Raw genomic sequence first — 17,128 nt, forward strand, 5'->3', positions numbered from 1 at the left:
CCCGCGGGCGGTGACCAGGAAAATGTGTCATGGGGGAGTTCAACGAACCGGGTTTTCCCAGGTCAGCTTTTGACCTCGGGGCTGGGATGACACAAAAAGTCGGTTCCGGAGGGCGTGACGGGCGGGTGCGCGGGTAGCCGACCCAGGAATGAGGTCGGTCGGCCCGGAGATGGGACCGGTCGACCCGGAGATGGGGCCGGTCGACCCGGAAATGGGATCGGTCGAGCCATAGTGAGGCTGGCTGGCTCTCGTTTCGGTCATGCCGTCGGTCATTCCTCCGCGTTTCGGTCCTTCAGGGGGTGAGAACCGAGAAAATGTGTCATGGGGGAGTCCAACGAACCGGTTTTCCCAGGTCAGCTTTTGGCCTCACTCCTGGGATGACACAAAAAGTCGGTTCCGGAGGGCGTGACGGGCGGGTGCACGGATAGCCGACCCGGAAATGGAGCTGGTCGACCCGGAGATGTGACCGGTCGGCCCGGAGATGTGACCGGTCGGCCCGGAGACGGGACCGGCCGACCCGGAAATGGAGCTGGTCGACCCGGAAATGGGGCCGGTCGACCCGGAGATGGGGCCAGCTGACCCGGAGATGGGACCGGCCGGCCCGGAGATGGGGCCGGTAGGGCCGGACCGGGGGCCTACTTCTCTGTGCTCTCCGCGCTCTCGAGGATCGCGATGATGCGCTGCGCTGTGGCCAGCAGGCTCTCGCGCAGCGCCGCGGCCGCGCCCTCGCGGTCCCCGGCGGCCACCAGCTCGGTCACCCGGGCGTTCTGCTCGACGTAGTCGGCGTGGAAGTCCGGCTCGAATCGGGTGACCAGCAGGAAGACCAGGCGCATGCGCGCGAGCATCCGGTCGCTGAACTCCGCCAGGCTCGGGGCCCCGGAGGTCGCGACGATGCGGCGGTGGAAACGCTGGTTGCACGCGGCGACCGCGGCGAGGTCCCCGGCCTCGAGGCTCTCGCGGGCCTCGGCGACGATGCCCTGCAGCTCAGCGGTGTCCGGATCGTCGCCCCACAGCAGGCAGGCCGGCTCCACGGTCGCACGGACCCGGTAGAGATCGTCGACGTCCGCGGGCGTCGGGGTGACCAGGAAGACCCCGCGGTAGGGGATCCGCTCGACCACGCCCTCGGCGGCCAGCATCGCGTAGGCCTCCCGCAGCGTGTTGCGCGAGACGCCCAGGCGGGCGGCGACGGCGACCTCGTTGAGCTTCTCGCCGGGGGCGAAGTCGCCCGCCGAGATCTCCCGGCGCAGCCGGGTGGCCGCGGCATCCGCCCGGATGACCGTTCCGGCGTCGGTGGACCCGGTGGCGGCCGTGGACCCGTCGGCACCCGCGGACCCGGCGGCCCCAGCCGCACCGGCCCCGGTGACCCCGGCCGCCTCCGCGGCAGCCTTGTCGACCTTGACCGTCATGCGATCGAGCCCAGGCGGTCACCCTGGCCGAACTGCGTGCCCTCGGAGATCTCCTGGGTCAGCGTGCCGCCGGCCGGCGCGGTGATGGTGGACTCCATCTTCATCGCCTCGACGGTGGCCACGGCCTCGCCCTTGTCCACGGCGGCGCCGTCGGGGACCTTCCACTCCACCAGCGAACCGGCGAAGGAGGCCGTCACCGGCACCGAGCCGTCATCAGCCGCGCCAGACCCGGACCCGGCACCGGACCCCGCGCCGGCACCCGAACCACCGCCGGCGCCGCCCGCGGCGCCGGGGCCACCCGCAGCGGAACCGCCCGCGCCGGTCGACGCGGCGTCGGCAAGCGAGAGCAGCTCGACCGGCAGGCGCAGCTCGTGGGCGCGCCCGTCGATCTCCACGGTCAGGGCCGTGCGCTCCTGGTAGATCGCGGCGATGTCGTCGTGCGCGGTGCGGAAGTGCGGGGTGTACTCGGAGTCGACCCAGTCGGTGTAGATGCCGAAGCCCTCGGCGGAGAGCACCTCGTGGTCGACCATGTCGCGGTGGAAGGGCAGCACGGTGCGCACGCCGGTGACCTCGAACTCGGCGAGCGCCTGGCGCGCGCGGCGCAGCGCGACCTCGCGGTCCGGGCCCCAGACGATCAGCTTGCCCAGCAGCGAGTCGTAGTAGCTGGGCACCGTGCCGCCGGTGCGCACGCCCGCGTCGACGCGCACACCGGGACCCGTCGGCGGGTCCAGCAGCGTGACCGTGCCCGGGCAGGGCGCGAAGCCGTTGGCGATGTCCTCGGCGTTGATGCGGAACTCGAAGGCGTGCCCGCGCGGGGTCGGGTCCTCCGTGATCGACAGCGGCAGGCCCGCGGCGACGCGGAACTGCTCGGCGACGATGTCGACACCCGTGGTCTCCTCGGTGACCGGGTGCTCGACCTGCAGGCGCGTGTTGACCTCGAGGAAGCTGACCGTGCCGTCCTCGGCGACGATGTACTCCACCGTGCCCGCCGAGGTGTAGCCGGCCTCGCGGCAGATCGACCGGGCGCCCTCGGTGATGCCCTCGCGCTGCTCGTCGGTCAGGAACGGCGCCGGGGCCTCCTCGATGAGCTTCTGGTAGCGGCGCTGCGTCGAGCAGTCGCGGGTGCCCAGGACGACGACGTTGCCGTGGGTGTCCGCGAGCACCTGGGCCTCGACGTGGCGCGGGTGGGTGAGGAACTTCTCCACGTAGCACTCGGAGCGGCCGAACGCCTCGCCGGCCTCGCGGCCCGCGGACAGGAACGCCTCCTCGATGTCGCCGCGCTCGTGGACGACCTTCAGGCCGCGGCCGCCGCCGCCGAAGGCCGCCTTGATGGCGATGGGCAGGCCGTGCTCGTCGGCGAAGTCGCGCGCCTGCTCCCAGCTGCTCAGCGGGTCCGGGGTGCCCGGGGCCAGCGGGGCGCCGGCCTTGGTGGCCAGCTCGCGGGCGGAGAGCTTGTCGCCGAGCAGGTCGATCGCCTGGGAGGACGGGCCGACCCAGGTCAGCCCGGCGTCCTCGACGGCGCGGGCGAAGTCGGAGTTCTCCGAGAGGAATCCGTAGCCGGGGTGCACGCAGTCGGCGCCGGCGCGGTCGGCGATGTCCAGCAGCGCCGGGACGTTCATGTACGTCTCGCGGGCGGTGGAGCCGGGCAGGGCGTAGGCCTCGTCGGCGACGCGGGTGTGCAGCGCGTCGACGTCGGCCTCGGAGTAGACGGCGATGGACTTCATGCCCAGGTCGCGGGCTGCGCGCGCGATGCGCACGGCGATCTCGCCGCGGTTGGCGATCAGAACTTTCTTGAGCGGGAAGTCGGTCACTTCGTCTCCTTGGTGTCAGCGGTGTCGGCGGCGTCTGCGCTGTCGGCAGCGTCGGTGTCTGCGGGTTCAGCGGGTTCGGCGGATTCGGCGGATTCGGTGATGGTGGCCGGGTCCGTGACCTGGCCGAGGGGTTCGAGGGTGTCGGGGTCGACGGCGATGAGCTGCACGCGCGCGCCGGGCGGCAGCTGCGCGGCGATGTCGAGGTCCTCGTGGACCACGGTGGCGATCACGGGGTAGCCGCCGGTGACGGCGTGGTCGCGCAGGAAGATCACGGGCGCGCCGTTGGGCGGGACCTGCACGCAGCCGGCGATCATGCCCTCGCTGGCCAGCTCGCCGTCGCGCACGCGCTCGATGGGCGGGCCGCCGCGCCTGCGTCGCCGCCTGCTTGCCGACGCCGCGTCGGCCGCCGCCGCGTCCGCCCTCGCCGTGGCTGCGTCAGCGCCCGTGCCGTCTGCGACGGCCCGGTCGGAGTCGTCCTCGTCCCCGGGCGCGGAGCTCCCGGGTGCGGTGCCGTCAGGCGCCGCACCGTCGCCAGGCGCCGCACCGTCGTCAGGCGCCGCACTGTGGTCAGGCGCCGCACTGTCGGCGGCGCGCGCGGCGTCGGAAATCTTGTCCGGCAGCTCGGCGTCGGCGGTGGTGCCGGCGAGCTTCACGCGCCCGGCGCGGTGGCCGCCGCTGGCGGGGCCGGCGGAGCGGAAGGCGTCGATGGCGGCCTGGACGGGCAGCTCGACGGCGTCGGGCTCGAGGCGCAGGCCCACGCGGTTGGACTGGGCGGTCACGGACCAGGCGCGCGAGGTCAGGGCGGCGACGCCGTCGCGGAACCAGTCGTCACGCGGGCCCGGCACGCAGCGCAGCACCGCGCCGGTGCGCCCCTTGCCCGCGTCGTGGACGCGCACGGGGTTGTGCTGGGCGGGCGAGACCGTGCCGCGCGCGTCGGTGGGCACCGACAGCAGCGCGCCGGGCTCCAGGGGAGCCGCGCCCAGGCCGGAGAGCTGGTCGGTGGCCACGGAGCTGAGCTCGGCGGCGGCGACGATGCCGCCGCGCAGCGCGACGTAGGTGCGCGCGCCGAGGGTGGCCGGGCCGACCTTCAGCGTGGAGCCGGCGGGCAGCAGCACCGGGGAGCCCAGGCGCACCGGGGTGGTGCGCACGCGGGCGTCGGCACGCGCGCCGGTGACGGCGACGACGGTGTCGACCAGGGCGGTCAGCTCGAGCCCGCCGATGTTCTCCAGCACGGCGGCGCCCGGCCGGTTGCCCACCGCGGAGTTGGCCACGCGGGCGGCGGCGCGGTCGGCCGAGCCGGAGCCGGTCACACCGAGGTCGCCGTGGCCGGCGCGGCCGCGGTCCTCGAGCAGGGTCTGCATGCCCGTCGAGACCAGGCGGGCCACCGGCCGGTGCGGGCGGGCGTGGCGCTCGCGCTCGGCGCGCGGCGGCTCGGCCGGGTGCTCGTCGACGGCGCGGTAGCGCACGGTGTCGCCGGGGCGCACCGCGGCGGGGAAGTCCGCCTCGGGGTCCCACATGCGGTGGCGGGTGGTGCCGATCAGCTGCCAGCCGCCCGGCGAGGTGCGCGGGTAGACGGCGGTGAAGGAGCCGGCCAGGCCGACCGCGCCGGCGGGCACCGCGGTGCGCGGCGAGGAGCGCCGGGGCACGTCCATGGCATCGGCCTCGTCGGCGGCCGTGCAGTAGGTGAAGCCGGGGGCGAAGCCGCCGAAGGCGCCGGTGAAGGCGGTCGAGGTGTGCCACTCGACGAGCTCGTCGGGCGTCTTGCCCACGGCCTTCGCGGCGGCCTCGAGGTCGTCGCCGTCGTAGACGACGTCGATGACGATCTCGCGGGCGCCGGCGGTGTCGCGCTTCGGCGGGGTGAACTCGGCGAGCCGGCGGGCGGCGTCGCGCGCGGCGGCGTGCGAGTCGGTGACCACCAGCAGGGTCTCGGCGGCGGCGATGGCCTCGACCTGGCCGGGCAGCGGCTCGGCGGTCAGGGCGGCGTGCCAGTCCAGGACGGTCTCCAGGTCCGGCAGGTCGATCAGGATGGCGCGCGAGCCGACGCGGTGGACGGCCGGGCCGGGCGCGCCGGCGGCGGTGTCGGGGGACTGGCTCACAGGAACCCCTCGATCTTGACGCCCTCGGCGCCCAGGCGCTCGACGACGGCGCGGGTCAGCTCGACCGCGCCGGGGGAGTCGCCGTGCACGCACACGGACTCGGCGTCGACCTCGAGGACGCTGCCGTGGCGGGCGGTGACCGCACCGGAGGTGGCCACCTGCAGCACGCGGGCGGCCACGGCCTCCGGGTCGGTGAGAACGGCGCCGGCCTCGCGGCGGGAGACCAGCGTGCCGTCCGGGTTGTAGGCGCGGTCGGCGAAGGCCTCGCGGACCACGCGCAGGCCGGCCTTCTCGGCCAGGTCCACGGCCACCCCGCCGGGCAGGAGCATCAGCGGCAGGTCCGCAAAGGCGCGCACGCCGTCGATGACGGCCTGGGCGTGCTCCTCGTTGCGCACGATCGTGTTGTAGAGCGCGCCGTGCGGCTTGACGTAGCTGACCTTCGTGCCGTTGGCGCGGGCCAGGGCGTCGAGCGCGCCGATCTGGTAGGTGATCTCGTCGGCGAGCTCCGCCGGCGCGTAGTCGATGAAGCGGCGGCCGAAGCCGGCCTTGTCGTTGTAGCCGACGTGCGCGCCGACGACCGCACCGCGCTCGGCGGCGGACGCCAGGGTCGTGGCGATGCCGTGCGGGTCCCCGGCGTGGAAGCCGCAGGCCACGTTGGCGCTGGAGATCAGGCCGATCATGGCGGCGTCGTCGGCGACGGGGTTGCCCGCCGTGGACTCTCCGAGGTCTGCGTTGAGGTCGATGGTCGTCATCGCTGTGCGGCTCCTCCGGTATCGGGTGTTCGGGTGCGGCGCACGGTCCGGGGTTCCGGGGCCGGGGTCCGTCCCCGGGTGTCCGGGGACGGTGGGTTCCGGCGGGGCCGGGTGCTCCGGGGCCTCCGGGACACGTGCGTCGACATGGATTGTTGAACAATCCGAGTGTAACCCCCGACACCCTCGAGTGTGAAGTGTGTCGCGAACTTGACCCCCGCAGAGGATGTGCGAAGGGGCACGGGGTCTGCGTCTCCGCAGGTCCCGTGCCCCTTTTCAGTGGTTGGCCGCGCCGGCTGTCGCGTCGCCAGCCGTTGACCGGCCTTGCCGGCCGTCAGCCGCCGGACGGCCGCGCCGGCCGCACCGGCCGCGCCAGCGGCCCGCCGTCAGCCGGCCGCGCCGGCCGTTACGCCGCCAGCGCGCGGTTGATCGACGAGGTGATCGCCTTCATGGTGGCCTCCATGGTCGAGGGGTCGATGCCGATGCCCCAGGCCTGGGAGCCGTTGATCTCCGCGAACACGTAGCAGGCGGCCTCGGCGTCGTCGCCGGCGGTGCGCGCGTGCTGCTCGTACTTGATGTTCTCGAAGTCCACGCCCAGCTCCTCCAGCGCGTTGGCGTAGGCCGCGAAGGGGCCGTTGCCGGAGCCGGTGACCTCGCGGTCCTGGCCCTCGTAGGTCACCGAGGCGGTCACCTGCGTCGGCTCGCCGTCGTTCTCCGGGGTGGCCACGCGGATCTGGTTCAGCGCCAGCGGGGTGTCGCGGTCCAGGTACTCCCCGGCGAAGATGTCCCACATGTTCTTGGAGTTGACCTCGCCGCCCTCGGAGTCGGTCACCGCCTGGATCACCTGCGAGAACTCGACCTGCAGCGCGCGCGGCAGGCGCATGCCGTGGTCGGTCTTCATGATGTAGGCCACGCCGCCCTTGCCGGACTGGGAGTTCACGCGGATGACGGCCTCGTAGTCGCGGCCGACGTCCTTCGGGTCGATCGGCAGGTAGGGCACCTCCCAGACGGCGTCGTGCAGCTGCTCCCAGGTGACCTCGGCGTTGGTCGCGCCCGGGACCACGGAGTCGGCCAGGGCGTCCATGCCCTTGTTGATCGCGTCCTGGTGCGAGCCGGAGAAGGCGGTGAAGACCAGGTCGCCGCCGTAGGGGTGGCGCTCGGGTACGCGCAGCTGGTTGCAGTACTCGACGGTGGCACGCACCCGCGGCAGGTCGGAGAAGTCGATCTGCGGGTCCACGCCCTGGGTCAGCATGTTCAGGCCCAGGGTGACCAGGTCGACGTTGCCCGTGCGCTCGCCGTTGCCGAACAGGCAGCCCTCGATGCGGTCGGCGCCGGCCAGGTAGCCCAGCTCGGCGGTGGCCACGCCGGTGCCGCGGTCGTTGTGCGGGTGCAGCGAGATGATGATCGAGTCGCGCCGGTTCAGGTTGCGGTCCATCCACTCGATGGAGTCGGCGTAGACGTTCGGGGTGATCATCTCGACGGTCGAGGGCAGGTTCAGGATGATCGGGTGCTCGGGGCTGGGGTCCATGACCTCGACGACCGCGTCGCAGACCTCCTTGGCGTAGGCGACCTCGGTGCCGGTGTAGGACTCCGGCGAGTACTCCCAGCGCCAGTTGGTGTCCGGGTAGTCGGCGGCGATGGACTTGATCAGCTCGGCGGCGTCGGTGGCCATCTTCTTGATGGCCTCCTTGTCCTTACGGAAGACGACGCGGCGCTGCAGGATCGACGTCGAGTTGTAGAAGTGCACGATGACGTTCTTCGCGCCCTCGCAGGCCTCGAAGGTGCGGCGGATCAGGTGCTCGCGCGCCTGCACCAGCACCTGGATGGAGACGTCGTCGGGGATCATGTCGTTCTCGATGATCTCGCGGACGAAGTCGTAGTCGGTCTGGGAGGCGGACGGGAAGCCGACCTCGATCTCCTTGTAGCCCATCTCGACCAGCAGCTCGAACATGCGGCGCTTGCGCTCGGGGCTCATCGGGTCGATCAGCGCCTGGTTGCCGTCGCGCAGGTCGACGGCGCACCATACGGGCGCGTGCTCGATCTTGCGGTCCGGCCAGGTGCGGTCCGGCAGCGAGAAGTCCTCGACCTCCTGTGCGTAGGACAGGTAGCGCTTGACCGGCATCGACGAGCCGCGCTGCTTGTTCCACTTCGGCTGGCCCTCGTAGGGCTCGCCGTCCGGGGTGTGGATCTGGTTGGGGGCGGAGATGGTGTTCTGGGAGGGGGCCATGGGGTGCGTCCTTTTCTTCTTCGTGCTCGGGTGCGTCGCTTCAGTCAGGTCGTGGTGCCTGCCTCGGGTTCCTGTGCGGTGTCGGCGGTCTCGGACCGTTTCGTCGCTTTCCGACGCCCGTGTGGGGCGCCCTGTGCGAGTACGTTGCGGTGGTCCGCGGGTGGCGGGGCGGCGACTGGTGGCGGGGTCCGGTCCCTCCGCCCGTCCCGCCTGTGGAGGGGGAGGGCTGGAGTCTCGGGTGTGTCTCCAGTGCCCACGGCCGGCATCGCCGATCTCCGCGACGGGGCGCCGGCCGTGTGTGACCTGGGGTTAAAGCCCGCCGCGGCGAAGAAGGAGAAGAATGCTCGTCCGCTGCATGTGAGGCAGCATACAACAGCCCGGTGCCTGTTGAGGCGCATACCCCCGTTCAGGTGGGAACGTGGGGGCGGACACAAAACCTTGGGAAAAACTTAAAGAATATTGCACGTGGGCCGTGTTCTTGGATAAGCTCGGATACGTAATTTGAGGTCAGGCCGGGAATCTGGAACCGCGCCGGGGGTGAGAGGAAACGTGACAGACATGTCCAAGCACAGGAGCAACAACAACCGTAAGTGGGTCGTGCCTGCCGTGGCGGCTTCGGCGGCGATCTTCGCCTCGCTGGGGATCGGCACCCTCGGTGCGTACACCGCGAGCATCACCAACGACGGCAACCAGGCCGGCGCCGGCTCCCTGGTCATGCAGGAGACCGGTCCGGGCGCGGACGGCCAGGAGGTCACCTGCACCTCCACCGACGGCGAGGGCAACGCGGCCACCTGTACGTCCATCAACAAGTACGGCGGCAACATGGCCATGGTGCCCGGCGACGAGAACTCCACCACCGTCACGATCGCCAACACCGGCTCGGTCCAGGCGGCCGAGTTCACGCTGGCCGCGGGCGCCTGCACCGCAGCCGAGGGGCCGGAGGGCACCACGACCGCCAGCGCCTGTGACGTGATGACCGTGACCATCTCCGACGGCGCCACCCAGCTCTACTCGGGCACCGCCGCCGGGCTGGCCGGCCAGTCCTTCAACCTGACGGCGCCGGTGGACCCGGGCGCCGAACGGCCGTTCACCGTGACGGTCGGGCTGCCGGAGTCGGTGGGCAACGACCTGCAGGGCGGCACCATCTCGCAGCCGCTGACCTGGACCTTCCAGGCCTGATGAATCTCGGGCGTGTCGCTGGGTAAGAAGTGGTTGGCCGCGCTCGCGGCGTTGGCGGCGGTGACGGTGCTCGCCGCCCTCGGCGTGGCGTGGGCCTTCGGCATGCGCTCCTTCGTGATGGAGACCCCCTCGATGGGCCGGGCCATCCCGGTCGGTTCGCTGGTGGTCACCGAGCCGGCGCGGGTCGCCGAGCTGGAGCCGGGTGACGTGGTCACCGCCGAGATCAACGGCAGGTCGCGCACCCACCGGGTCATCGAGTCCGCCGACGACGCCGTGCGCACCCGTGGCGACCTGAGCGCCGCCGTGGACCCGCTGCCCCTGACCGACCAGGCCCTGGTCGGCCGCGTGGTCTTCACCGCGACCGGGTTGGGCTGGGTGGTCCGGGGCCTGCCGGTGATCCTGCTGGCCTGGCTGCTGTTCTGGCTGATCACCCGGCGCGTCGAGGAGCCCACGCAGCGGTCCCGCTACCGGCTGCTGGGGGTGTTCTGCGGGTTCGCGCTGGCGATCGTGCTGGTGCGGCCGCTGCTCGGCGTCGAGCTGCTGGGTCTGCGGGTCGACGGTCCCGAGGATGCGGAGGCGCGCACGGTCTCGACCGGCATCCTGCCCGTCGAGGTCGACCCGGCCGGCGACGACCCCGCCGGGCCGGTGATGTTCCCGGTCGGCACGGACGTGGCCACCACGGCGCATGAGGCGGTCGACGGGAAGTTCTCCTTCCAGCCGCGTCCGGCGCTGACCTGGCCCTGGTGGCTCGGCCTGATCGGCCTGGGTCTGTCGCCGTTCCTGTGGTTCTACCTGCAGCACCGCTGGTTCGAGCGAGGTGCCGGGCAGCGGGACGCGGAGGACCGGGACACCGAGGAAGTGACGCAAGCGGCGGCTGCCGGGGAGGGCGGCAAGGCATGAGCAACACCGACAAAACGCGTGGGGGCGCACTGCGCAAGGCGCTGACCGGACCGCTGCGGGGCGACCCGCGGGCGGCGGTCGGCCTGGTCGTGGCGGTCGTGCTGGTCGCCGTGGCCGCGCTCGGTATCGCCGGGCGGCCGACGATGGGTGCGTTCACCGCGGAGGTGGACAACACGGAGAACGCGGCCGGCTACCCCGACCTGCAGAGCTGTCTCGAGCACTTCACCGACATCGGCTACCGGCACGGCAAGCAGGCGTACTACATCGCCGCGACCAAGAAGGCCAACGGCGACTCCTGGATCGACGACCTCTCCTACCCGCAGGGCAACGACATGTTCCGGGAGGAGAACCCGTATCTGACCGAGGGGCACATGCTGCCGCAGACCACGGGCGTGATCAACCACCAGAACCGCGTGGAGACCGCACCCCCGGGTGATGAGCCGTGTCCCGCCGACCCGAACCTCCCCGGTTCCTACTGGGGCAACGTCGCCGCGATCAACCAGAACAAGGAGTTCCACTCCATGCGGAACTTCCAGAACATCGGTTCCTACACCGGGCTGATGTGGATGAAGACGGACCGCGCGCCCGTCTCGGTGTTCACCGTCCCGGGCGCCGGTGCGGTCAACTACGACCCGCTGCCGACCTCCAGGCTCTACTCCTCGGCGCACATCTTCCCGGACGGCACGCTGGCCTTCGGCGCCACCGCCCTGCCCGGGGGCGACCGGCACAACAGCCCCTGGCACTCCCGGCGTGCCGTGGCCCGCGGCCAGACGAACGTCTCCGACAACAAGTGGCACCAAATCGCCTTCGTCCTCGACCGGTTCCCGGTCGGCGCGAACGGGATGGGCATCGGCGGATCCCAGCTGCGCATCTACGTCGACGGCCGGCTCGACGGCCAGATCACCGTGCCCTACGACTTCCCCCTGCGCAACGCCAACTTCCGCTTCGGCTGTGACGCGGCCCAGTGGGAGGGCATCGGCGGCGACCTCGGTGGTACCCAGTGCTTCACCGGCAAGATGGGCCTGATCGCCGCCTACCCCTTCGCGGTCACCGAAGACGACCTGAAGGGCTCGTTCCGTCGCGACATCAGGCCGGGGGAGTCCCGGGCCGCGGAGGGCCTCGACATCTCGGAGGGGCTCAACGCGCTCGAGGGTCTGGCGGAGCTGTACCTGCCCGAGGGACGCAACGAGTCGGAGGAGCTGGAGGCCCCGGAGAGCCTCGAGGACCCGGACCCGGCGGAGGCGGCGGACCCGGCGGAGACGCCGGGGCAGCCCGACACCCCGGTGGCCCCGGAGGAGCCGGCGGACGAGGTCCCGTCGGAGTAACCGGCGGAGCGGTAGGCCCGCGGCCGCCGGCGGAGCAGTAGGACCGCGGCCGCCAGTGGAGTAGTACACCCGCGGCCGCCAGCGGAGTAGTACACCTGCGGCCGGTGGACCTCAGCGGGCGCCGAAGCCCGTGTCTCAGTTCTTGATGCTGCTGCGCGAGAGCGCCACGGTCGCGCAGATCATCGCGATCAGCGCGGCGCCCATGGCCAGCCACCCGAAGACCGAGTCGACCTGGAACTTCTCGCCGAGCACCAGGTAGCCGAGGGTGAAGGCCACGATCGGCTCGCCGATCGTCATCGCCGGCAGCGAGTTCTTCAGCGCGCCGGCGGAGAAGGAGTACTGCTGCACGGCCGTGCCCAGCGCGGCGCCGAAGATCAGCGCGTAGGTCTCCCAGCTGAGCAGCAGCACCGGGATGGTCGCGTGCACGGCGATGTCCACCACCGCCTTGGAGAGCACGGCGACGTAGCCGAAGATCGCTCCGGTGACCAGGCCCAGCAGCAGGGCCTTCTCCCCGCGGATCAGGCTGACCGCGGAGCGCGCGACCAGCGAGAGCACGACGGTGCCCACCGCGATCGAGATCAGCCACCGGTTCAGCGGCGGGTGGGGGTTGCCGGACTGCGGGTTGCCCAGCAGGACCAGCACGGCGACGGCGGCGGTGAGCAGGCCGGCCCACGCCATCTGGGACTTGGAGATCCGCCGGTTGTCGTAGCGGGCGGACAGCGGCAGCGTGAACATCAGCGAGAGGACGAGGATCGGCTGCACCACCAGCAGGGTGCCGAAGCCGAGCGCGACGACCTGCAGGCCGTAGCCGATCAGGGCGGTGCCGGTGCCGGCCCACCACAGCGGCCGGGTCACCGCCGCCCACAGCGGCGAGCCCTTCAGCGAGCCGTCGTCCGGGGCGGCCTCCGCGATACGGTGGCGCACCACCGTCCCCCACGCCAGCGTCAGCGCCGAGGACAGCGCGAAGAAGATGGCCAGCGCCGTCGATAAAGTCTCGTGCACCCCACACACCTTAATCGTCACCCCCGCCCGGACCGGGTCGCCGCGACGCACACGGGCATGGGGCGGGTACGGGATGAGTGTTTCGGGTGGTCCGGGCGGGGCGGGTGGTGCATCAGCGCACGTGGGCGCGGTAAGGTGACTTGTTGCCAGAAACCCCGTGCCCGGCCCGCCCGGGCGCGGGACACGAGACCCGACCCAGACCGGAAAGGCGGCCGCACGATGGCGCTGGTTGTTCAGAAGTACGGCGGATCCTCACTGGAGAGCGCCGAGCGCATCCGCAACGTGGCGGAACGGATCGTGGCGACCAAGAAGAAGGGCTACGACGTCGTGGTCGTCTGCTCGGCGATGGGGGACACCACCGACGAGCTGCTCGACCTGGCCGCCTCGGTCTCGCCGGTGCCGCCGGGACGTGAGCTCGACATGCTGCTCACCGCCGGCGAGCGCATCTCCAACGCCCTGGTGGCCATGGCCATCGACTCCCTCGGCGCGGAGGCCCGCTCCTTCACCGGCTCGCAGGCCGGGGTCCTGACCACCGAGCGTCACGGCGACGCCCGCATCGTCGACGTCACCCCGGACCGCGTGCGCGAGGCCCTCGACGAGGGCAAGATCTGCCTGGTCGCCGGCTTCCAGGGCGTCAACAAGGACACCCGCGACGTGACCACGCTCGGCCGCGGCGGCTCGGACACCACCGCCGTCGCCCTGGCCGCGGCGCTCGACGCCGACGTCTGCGAGATCTACTCCGACGTCGACGGCGTCTACACCGCCGACCCGCGCATCGTGCCCAACGCGCAGAAGCTGGAGCAGATCTCCTTCGAGGAGATGCTCGAGCTGGCCGCGGTGGGCTCGAAGATTCTCGTGCTGCGCAGCGTCGAGTACGCCCGCGCCTGCAACGTGCCCATGCGCGTACGATCGTCATACAGCAACGACCCCGGCACCCTCGTTGCCGGTTCGATGGAGGATATCCCCGTGGAAGAAGCAGTCCTGACCGGCGTCGCAACCGACAAGTCCGAGGCCAAGATCACCGTGCTCGGCATCCCCGACACCCCCGGCAAGGCGGCCGACGTCTTCCGTGCCATCGCCGACGCCGAGATCAACATCGACATGGTGCTCCAGAACGTCTCCTCGCTGGAGTCCGGCACCACCGACATCACCTTCACCTGCCCGCGCCACGACGGCCCGCGCGCCATGGAGCTGCTGCGCAAGCTGCGCGACAAGGGCGGCTGGAAGAACGTCCTCTACGACGACCAGATCGGCAAGGTCTCCCTGGTCGGCGCCGGCATGAAGTCCCACCCCGGGGTCACCGCCGAGTTCACCGAGGCCCTGCGCGACGCCGGGGTCAACATGGAGCTGATCTCCACCTCGGAGATCCGCATTTCCGTGCTCGTCCGCGAGGAGCAGCTCGACACCGCCGCCCGCGCCCTGCACGAGAAGTTCGGTCTCGGCGGCGACAAGCAGGCCACCGTCTACGCCGGCACCGGCCGCTAGGACCCGGCCCCGGGCACGGGACCACTGCACGAAACACACTAAGGAGCACTGAACCAGCATGACCACCATCGCCGTCGTCGGCGCCACCGGCCAGGTCGGCCGCGTGATGCGCGACATCCTCGAGGAGCGCAACTTCCCGGCGGACACGATCCGCTTCTTCGCCTCGAAGCGCTCGGCGGGCTCCACCCTCGAGTTCCGTGGTGAGGAGATCACCGTCGAGGACCTCGCCGAGGTCACCGAGGACTCCGTCCGCGACGTCGACATCGCCCTCTTCTCCGCCGGCGGCTCGACCTCCAAGCAGTGGGCCCCGGTCTTCGCGGCCGCGGGCGCGACCGTCGTGGACAACTCCTCCGGCTGGCGCAAGGACCCCGAGGTCCCGCTCATCGTCTCCGAGGTCAACCCGCAGGAGGCCAAGAACGCGGTCAAGGGCATCATCGCCAACCCGAACTGCACGACGATGGCCGCCATGCCGGTGCTGAAGGTGCTGCACGACGCCGCGGGCCTGGTCTCGCTGCGCGCCTCGTCCTACCAGGCGGTCTCCGGTTCCGGCCTGGCCGGCGTGGAGACCCTGGCCAAGCAGGTCGCGGAGATCGGCGACCGCAACGTCGAGCTCGCCCACGACGGCTCGGTGCTCAAGACCGACGACTTCGGCCCCTACGTCGCGCCGATCGCCTTCAACGCGCTGCCGATGGCCGGCAACTACGTCGACGACGGCTCGCTGGAGACCGACGAGGAGCAGAAGCTGCGCAACGAGTCGCGCAAGATCCTCGGCATCCCCGAGCTGAAGGTCTCCGGCACCTGCGTGCGCGTCCCGGTCTTCACCGGCCACACCATGACGGTGCACGCGGAGTTCTCCCGCGCCATCGACCCGGAGGAGGCCAAGAAGCTGCTCGAGGGTGCCCCGGGCGTGCGCGTCGTGGACGTGCCGACCCCGTTGGAGGCCGCCGGCATCGACGACTGCCTGGTCGGCCGCATCCGCCAGGACCAGGCCGTCGACGACGGCAAGGGCCTCGTGCTCGTCGTCGCGGGTGACAACCTGCGCAAGGGCGCCGCGCTGAACACGATCCAGATCGCGGAGCTGCTGGTCTAGCCCCGCGCTGCGGCCCGCCCGGCCCGGCCCGGCCCGACCGGCCGGCCGCGACCTCATCGGCCGCAACCGGCCAGACGCGACCTCATCGACCGCGACCTCATCGACCGCGACCTCATCGGCCGCAACCGGCCGGAACGACAAAAGCCGCGGCCCCACCTCGACGGTGGGGACCGCGGCTTCGTCGTGTGCGGGGCGCGTGCCCGCCGGCGGCTGCGCCGCCTGGGGGGGGCGCCTAGTCCGGGTGCCTGACGGCCGTGGCGCCGCCCGAGCCGGAGCCCGGGCCGGTCCCCGCACCGGCCTCGGAACCGGCCGCGGCGGTTTCCGGGCCGGAGCCCGCGTCCGGGCCCGCGGCCTCCTCGCTCTCGTGCGCGGCGGCCTCGAGGGTGGCCTCCTTGGCCTCCTCGTCCTCGGCGTCGAGCTCGGCCTCGACCTCCTCGGTGATGGCCTCGACCAGGGTCTCGTTGTCCGCGTGGGCGGCGCGGATCGCGCGGCGCAGGTGCTTCTCGTCGCGGCGGCCGAACTTCTTGTTCGGGTCCAGCTTGCGGCGCAGCAGGTTGCGCACGCGGTCGCGGCGCTTGGCCTCCGTGGAGATCCGCGCACGCGAGCGGTACCAGGCGATCGCCAGGGTGAAGGAGAGCACGATGCCCGCCCAGCCCAGCGTCGGGTAGACCACGCCGACCAGGTCGGAGAACGGCAGGAAGCCGAGCGCGAAGCCGATCAGCGTGCCCACGATGAACACCGGGCGGAAGCGCTGCGGATGGTGGCGGGTGATGCGCTTGGCCATGGCGTAGAACATGCCGATGGCCGTGTTGAAGACCATCAGGTAGATCACGATGGCCATGATGTTGCCCAGCCACGGGTGGATGTTGTCCACGACGGTGAGCATCGGCATGTCGTCGCCGGAGACGCTCTCGACGCTCAGGAACAGCGTCAGCGTCGAGCAGGCCAGCAGGATCGCGTAGGTGCTGCCTCCGACGAGCCCGCCCCAGCCGGCGGCGCGGGTGTCCGCGTTCGCGCCGGCGATGACGATCGCCATCGACACCGCGACGATCAGACAGAATCCGACGTAGTTGAGGGCCGACAGCCACCACCAGTCCATCGCGGGCTCCAGGTTCGCCCGGGCGAAGGCGTCGTGGGCGGCCATGTCCCAGTCGGCGGTGGCGAAGGTGTAGACCGTGGCGATCACGATGAACGTGATGCTCAGCGGGGTGATCGTGCCGATGACGGCGGAGACCTTGTTGACGTCGAGCATGCCGGCGCCGAGCACGAGCACGAGCATGATCGCCGTGCCCACCCACAGCGGCAGGTCGAACTTCTGGTTCAGGTTGGACCCGCCGCCGGCGAACATGACGAAGCCGACGCCGAAGAGGGTGGCCACGGTGGCGATGTCCAGGATCCACGCGAGGATCGGGTGGGTGACCTTGCTGAACACCACGGTGTGCTCGTCGGCGAGCAGGTAGCTGCCCAGCTGCATCATGGCCACCGAACCGATGACCATGATCGCGGCGGCGATGGTCAGCCCCCACAGGCCCATCGAGCCGAACGCCACGAAGTACTGGAGCATCTCCTGGCCGGACGCGAAACCGGCACCCACGATGAGGCCGACGAGCGCCATCGAAATGCCTAATACTCTCTTAAACATGTCTTCTAGTTAAGCATGATCCGTCACTTTTGTGGTGCCATACCCCGGTCAGTTCCGTCGTGGTATGGACCACTTCGATTGCCGACGCCGCCTCCCGGGCGCGCCCCGACGCAGGCGCGGCGGGGAACAGGTGGGCGAAGACCGGCGCCCTCCGGGCGCCGGGTCCGCGCAATCGCACGCCGGGGCCAGGCAGGCGGGTGCGGGGACCACACTCCG

The 17,128-nt window shown here is 71.4% G+C and carries 12 protein-coding genes; 5 read left to right on the forward strand and 7 right to left on the reverse strand.

The features are described from left to right. Positions 1–635 precede the first annotated feature (635 nt). The 5 genes from CFRA_RS01020 to leuA all read right to left on the reverse strand — a co-directional run bounded on the left by CFRA_RS01020 (position 636) and on the right by leuA (position 8,289). The gene (locus CFRA_RS01020; RefSeq protein ID WP_245797616.1) at positions 636–1,406 is read right to left on the reverse strand and encodes a GntR family transcriptional regulator; all 771 of its coding nucleotides are present in this window, start codon (positions 1,404–1,406) and stop codon (positions 636–638) included. Continuing rightward, entirely contained in the window at positions 1,403–3,217 is a 1,815-nt protein-coding gene (locus CFRA_RS01030; protein WP_075663080.1) for an acetyl/propionyl/methylcrotonyl-CoA carboxylase subunit alpha, read from the reverse strand. Before CFRA_RS01030 ends, CFRA_RS01020 begins: the two co-directional genes overlap by 4 nt. Then, the gene (locus tag CFRA_RS01035; RefSeq protein WP_075663081.1) at positions 3,214–5,313 is read right to left on the reverse strand and encodes a 5-oxoprolinase subunit B/C family protein; all 2,100 of its coding nucleotides are present in this window, start codon (positions 5,311–5,313) and stop codon (positions 3,214–3,216) included. The genes CFRA_RS01030 and CFRA_RS01035 overlap by 4 nt, the downstream gene beginning before the upstream one ends. Next, positions 5,310–6,065, reverse strand: coding sequence for a LamB/YcsF family protein (locus CFRA_RS01040; protein ID WP_075663082.1), 756 nt, complete (start codon positions 6,063–6,065; stop codon positions 5,310–5,312). Before CFRA_RS01040 ends, CFRA_RS01035 begins: the two co-directional genes overlap by 4 nt. Positions 6,066–6,468: 403 nt before the next feature. Next, the gene (gene leuA, locus CFRA_RS01045; protein WP_075663083.1) at positions 6,469–8,289 is read right to left on the reverse strand and encodes a 2-isopropylmalate synthase; all 1,821 of its coding nucleotides are present in this window, start codon (positions 8,287–8,289) and stop codon (positions 6,469–6,471) included. A 558-nt stretch (positions 8,290–8,847) separates the two neighbouring features. Here leuA and CFRA_RS01050 point away from each other — a divergent pair. From CFRA_RS01050 to CFRA_RS01060, 3 genes are read left to right on the forward strand one after another with little or no spacing between them, the layout of a single operon-like run. Beyond that, entirely contained in the window at positions 8,848–9,468 is a 621-nt protein-coding gene (locus CFRA_RS01050; protein WP_075663084.1) for a hypothetical protein, read from the forward strand. A gap of 12 nt (positions 9,469–9,480) precedes the next feature. Beyond that, entirely contained in the window at positions 9,481–10,368 is an 888-nt protein-coding gene (locus tag CFRA_RS01055; protein ID WP_075663085.1) for a S24/S26 family peptidase, read from the forward strand. After that, on the forward strand, positions 10,365–11,693 hold the full coding sequence (locus CFRA_RS01060) for a LamG-like jellyroll fold domain-containing protein (RefSeq protein WP_075663086.1): 1,329 nt from the start codon (positions 10,365–10,367) through the stop codon (positions 11,691–11,693). The genes CFRA_RS01055 and CFRA_RS01060 overlap by 4 nt, the downstream gene beginning before the upstream one ends. Before the next feature lie 135 nt (positions 11,694–11,828). Here the strand turns inward: CFRA_RS01060 and CFRA_RS01065 are convergent, their stop codons facing one another. Continuing rightward, the gene (locus CFRA_RS01065; protein WP_075663087.1) at positions 11,829–12,695 is read right to left on the reverse strand and encodes a DMT family transporter; all 867 of its coding nucleotides are present in this window, start codon (positions 12,693–12,695) and stop codon (positions 11,829–11,831) included. 219 nt (positions 12,696–12,914) lie between these two features. On the opposite strand from CFRA_RS01065, the gene CFRA_RS01070 reads away from it, so the two are divergent. Then, positions 12,915–14,180, forward strand: a complete 1,266-nt coding sequence (locus CFRA_RS01070; RefSeq protein ID WP_075663088.1) for an aspartate kinase — start codon at positions 12,915–12,917, stop codon at positions 14,178–14,180. 58 nt (positions 14,181–14,238) lie between these two features. Then, the gene (locus tag CFRA_RS01075; protein ID WP_075663089.1) at positions 14,239–15,270 is read left to right on the forward strand and encodes an aspartate-semialdehyde dehydrogenase; all 1,032 of its coding nucleotides are present in this window, start codon (positions 14,239–14,241) and stop codon (positions 15,268–15,270) included. Between the two features lie 232 nt (positions 15,271–15,502). On the opposite strand, the gene CFRA_RS01080 is transcribed toward CFRA_RS01075, so the two are convergent. Then, on the reverse strand, positions 15,503–16,885 hold the full coding sequence (locus tag CFRA_RS01080; RefSeq protein ID WP_211272332.1) for a YkvI family membrane protein: 1,383 nt from the start codon (positions 16,883–16,885) through the stop codon (positions 15,503–15,505). Between the last annotated feature and the right edge of the window lie 243 nt (positions 16,886–17,128).

This window comes from Corynebacterium frankenforstense DSM 45800 (assembly GCF_001941485.1).
GTDB classification, from domain to species: Bacteria; Actinomycetota; Actinomycetes; order Mycobacteriales; family Mycobacteriaceae; genus Corynebacterium; species Corynebacterium frankenforstense.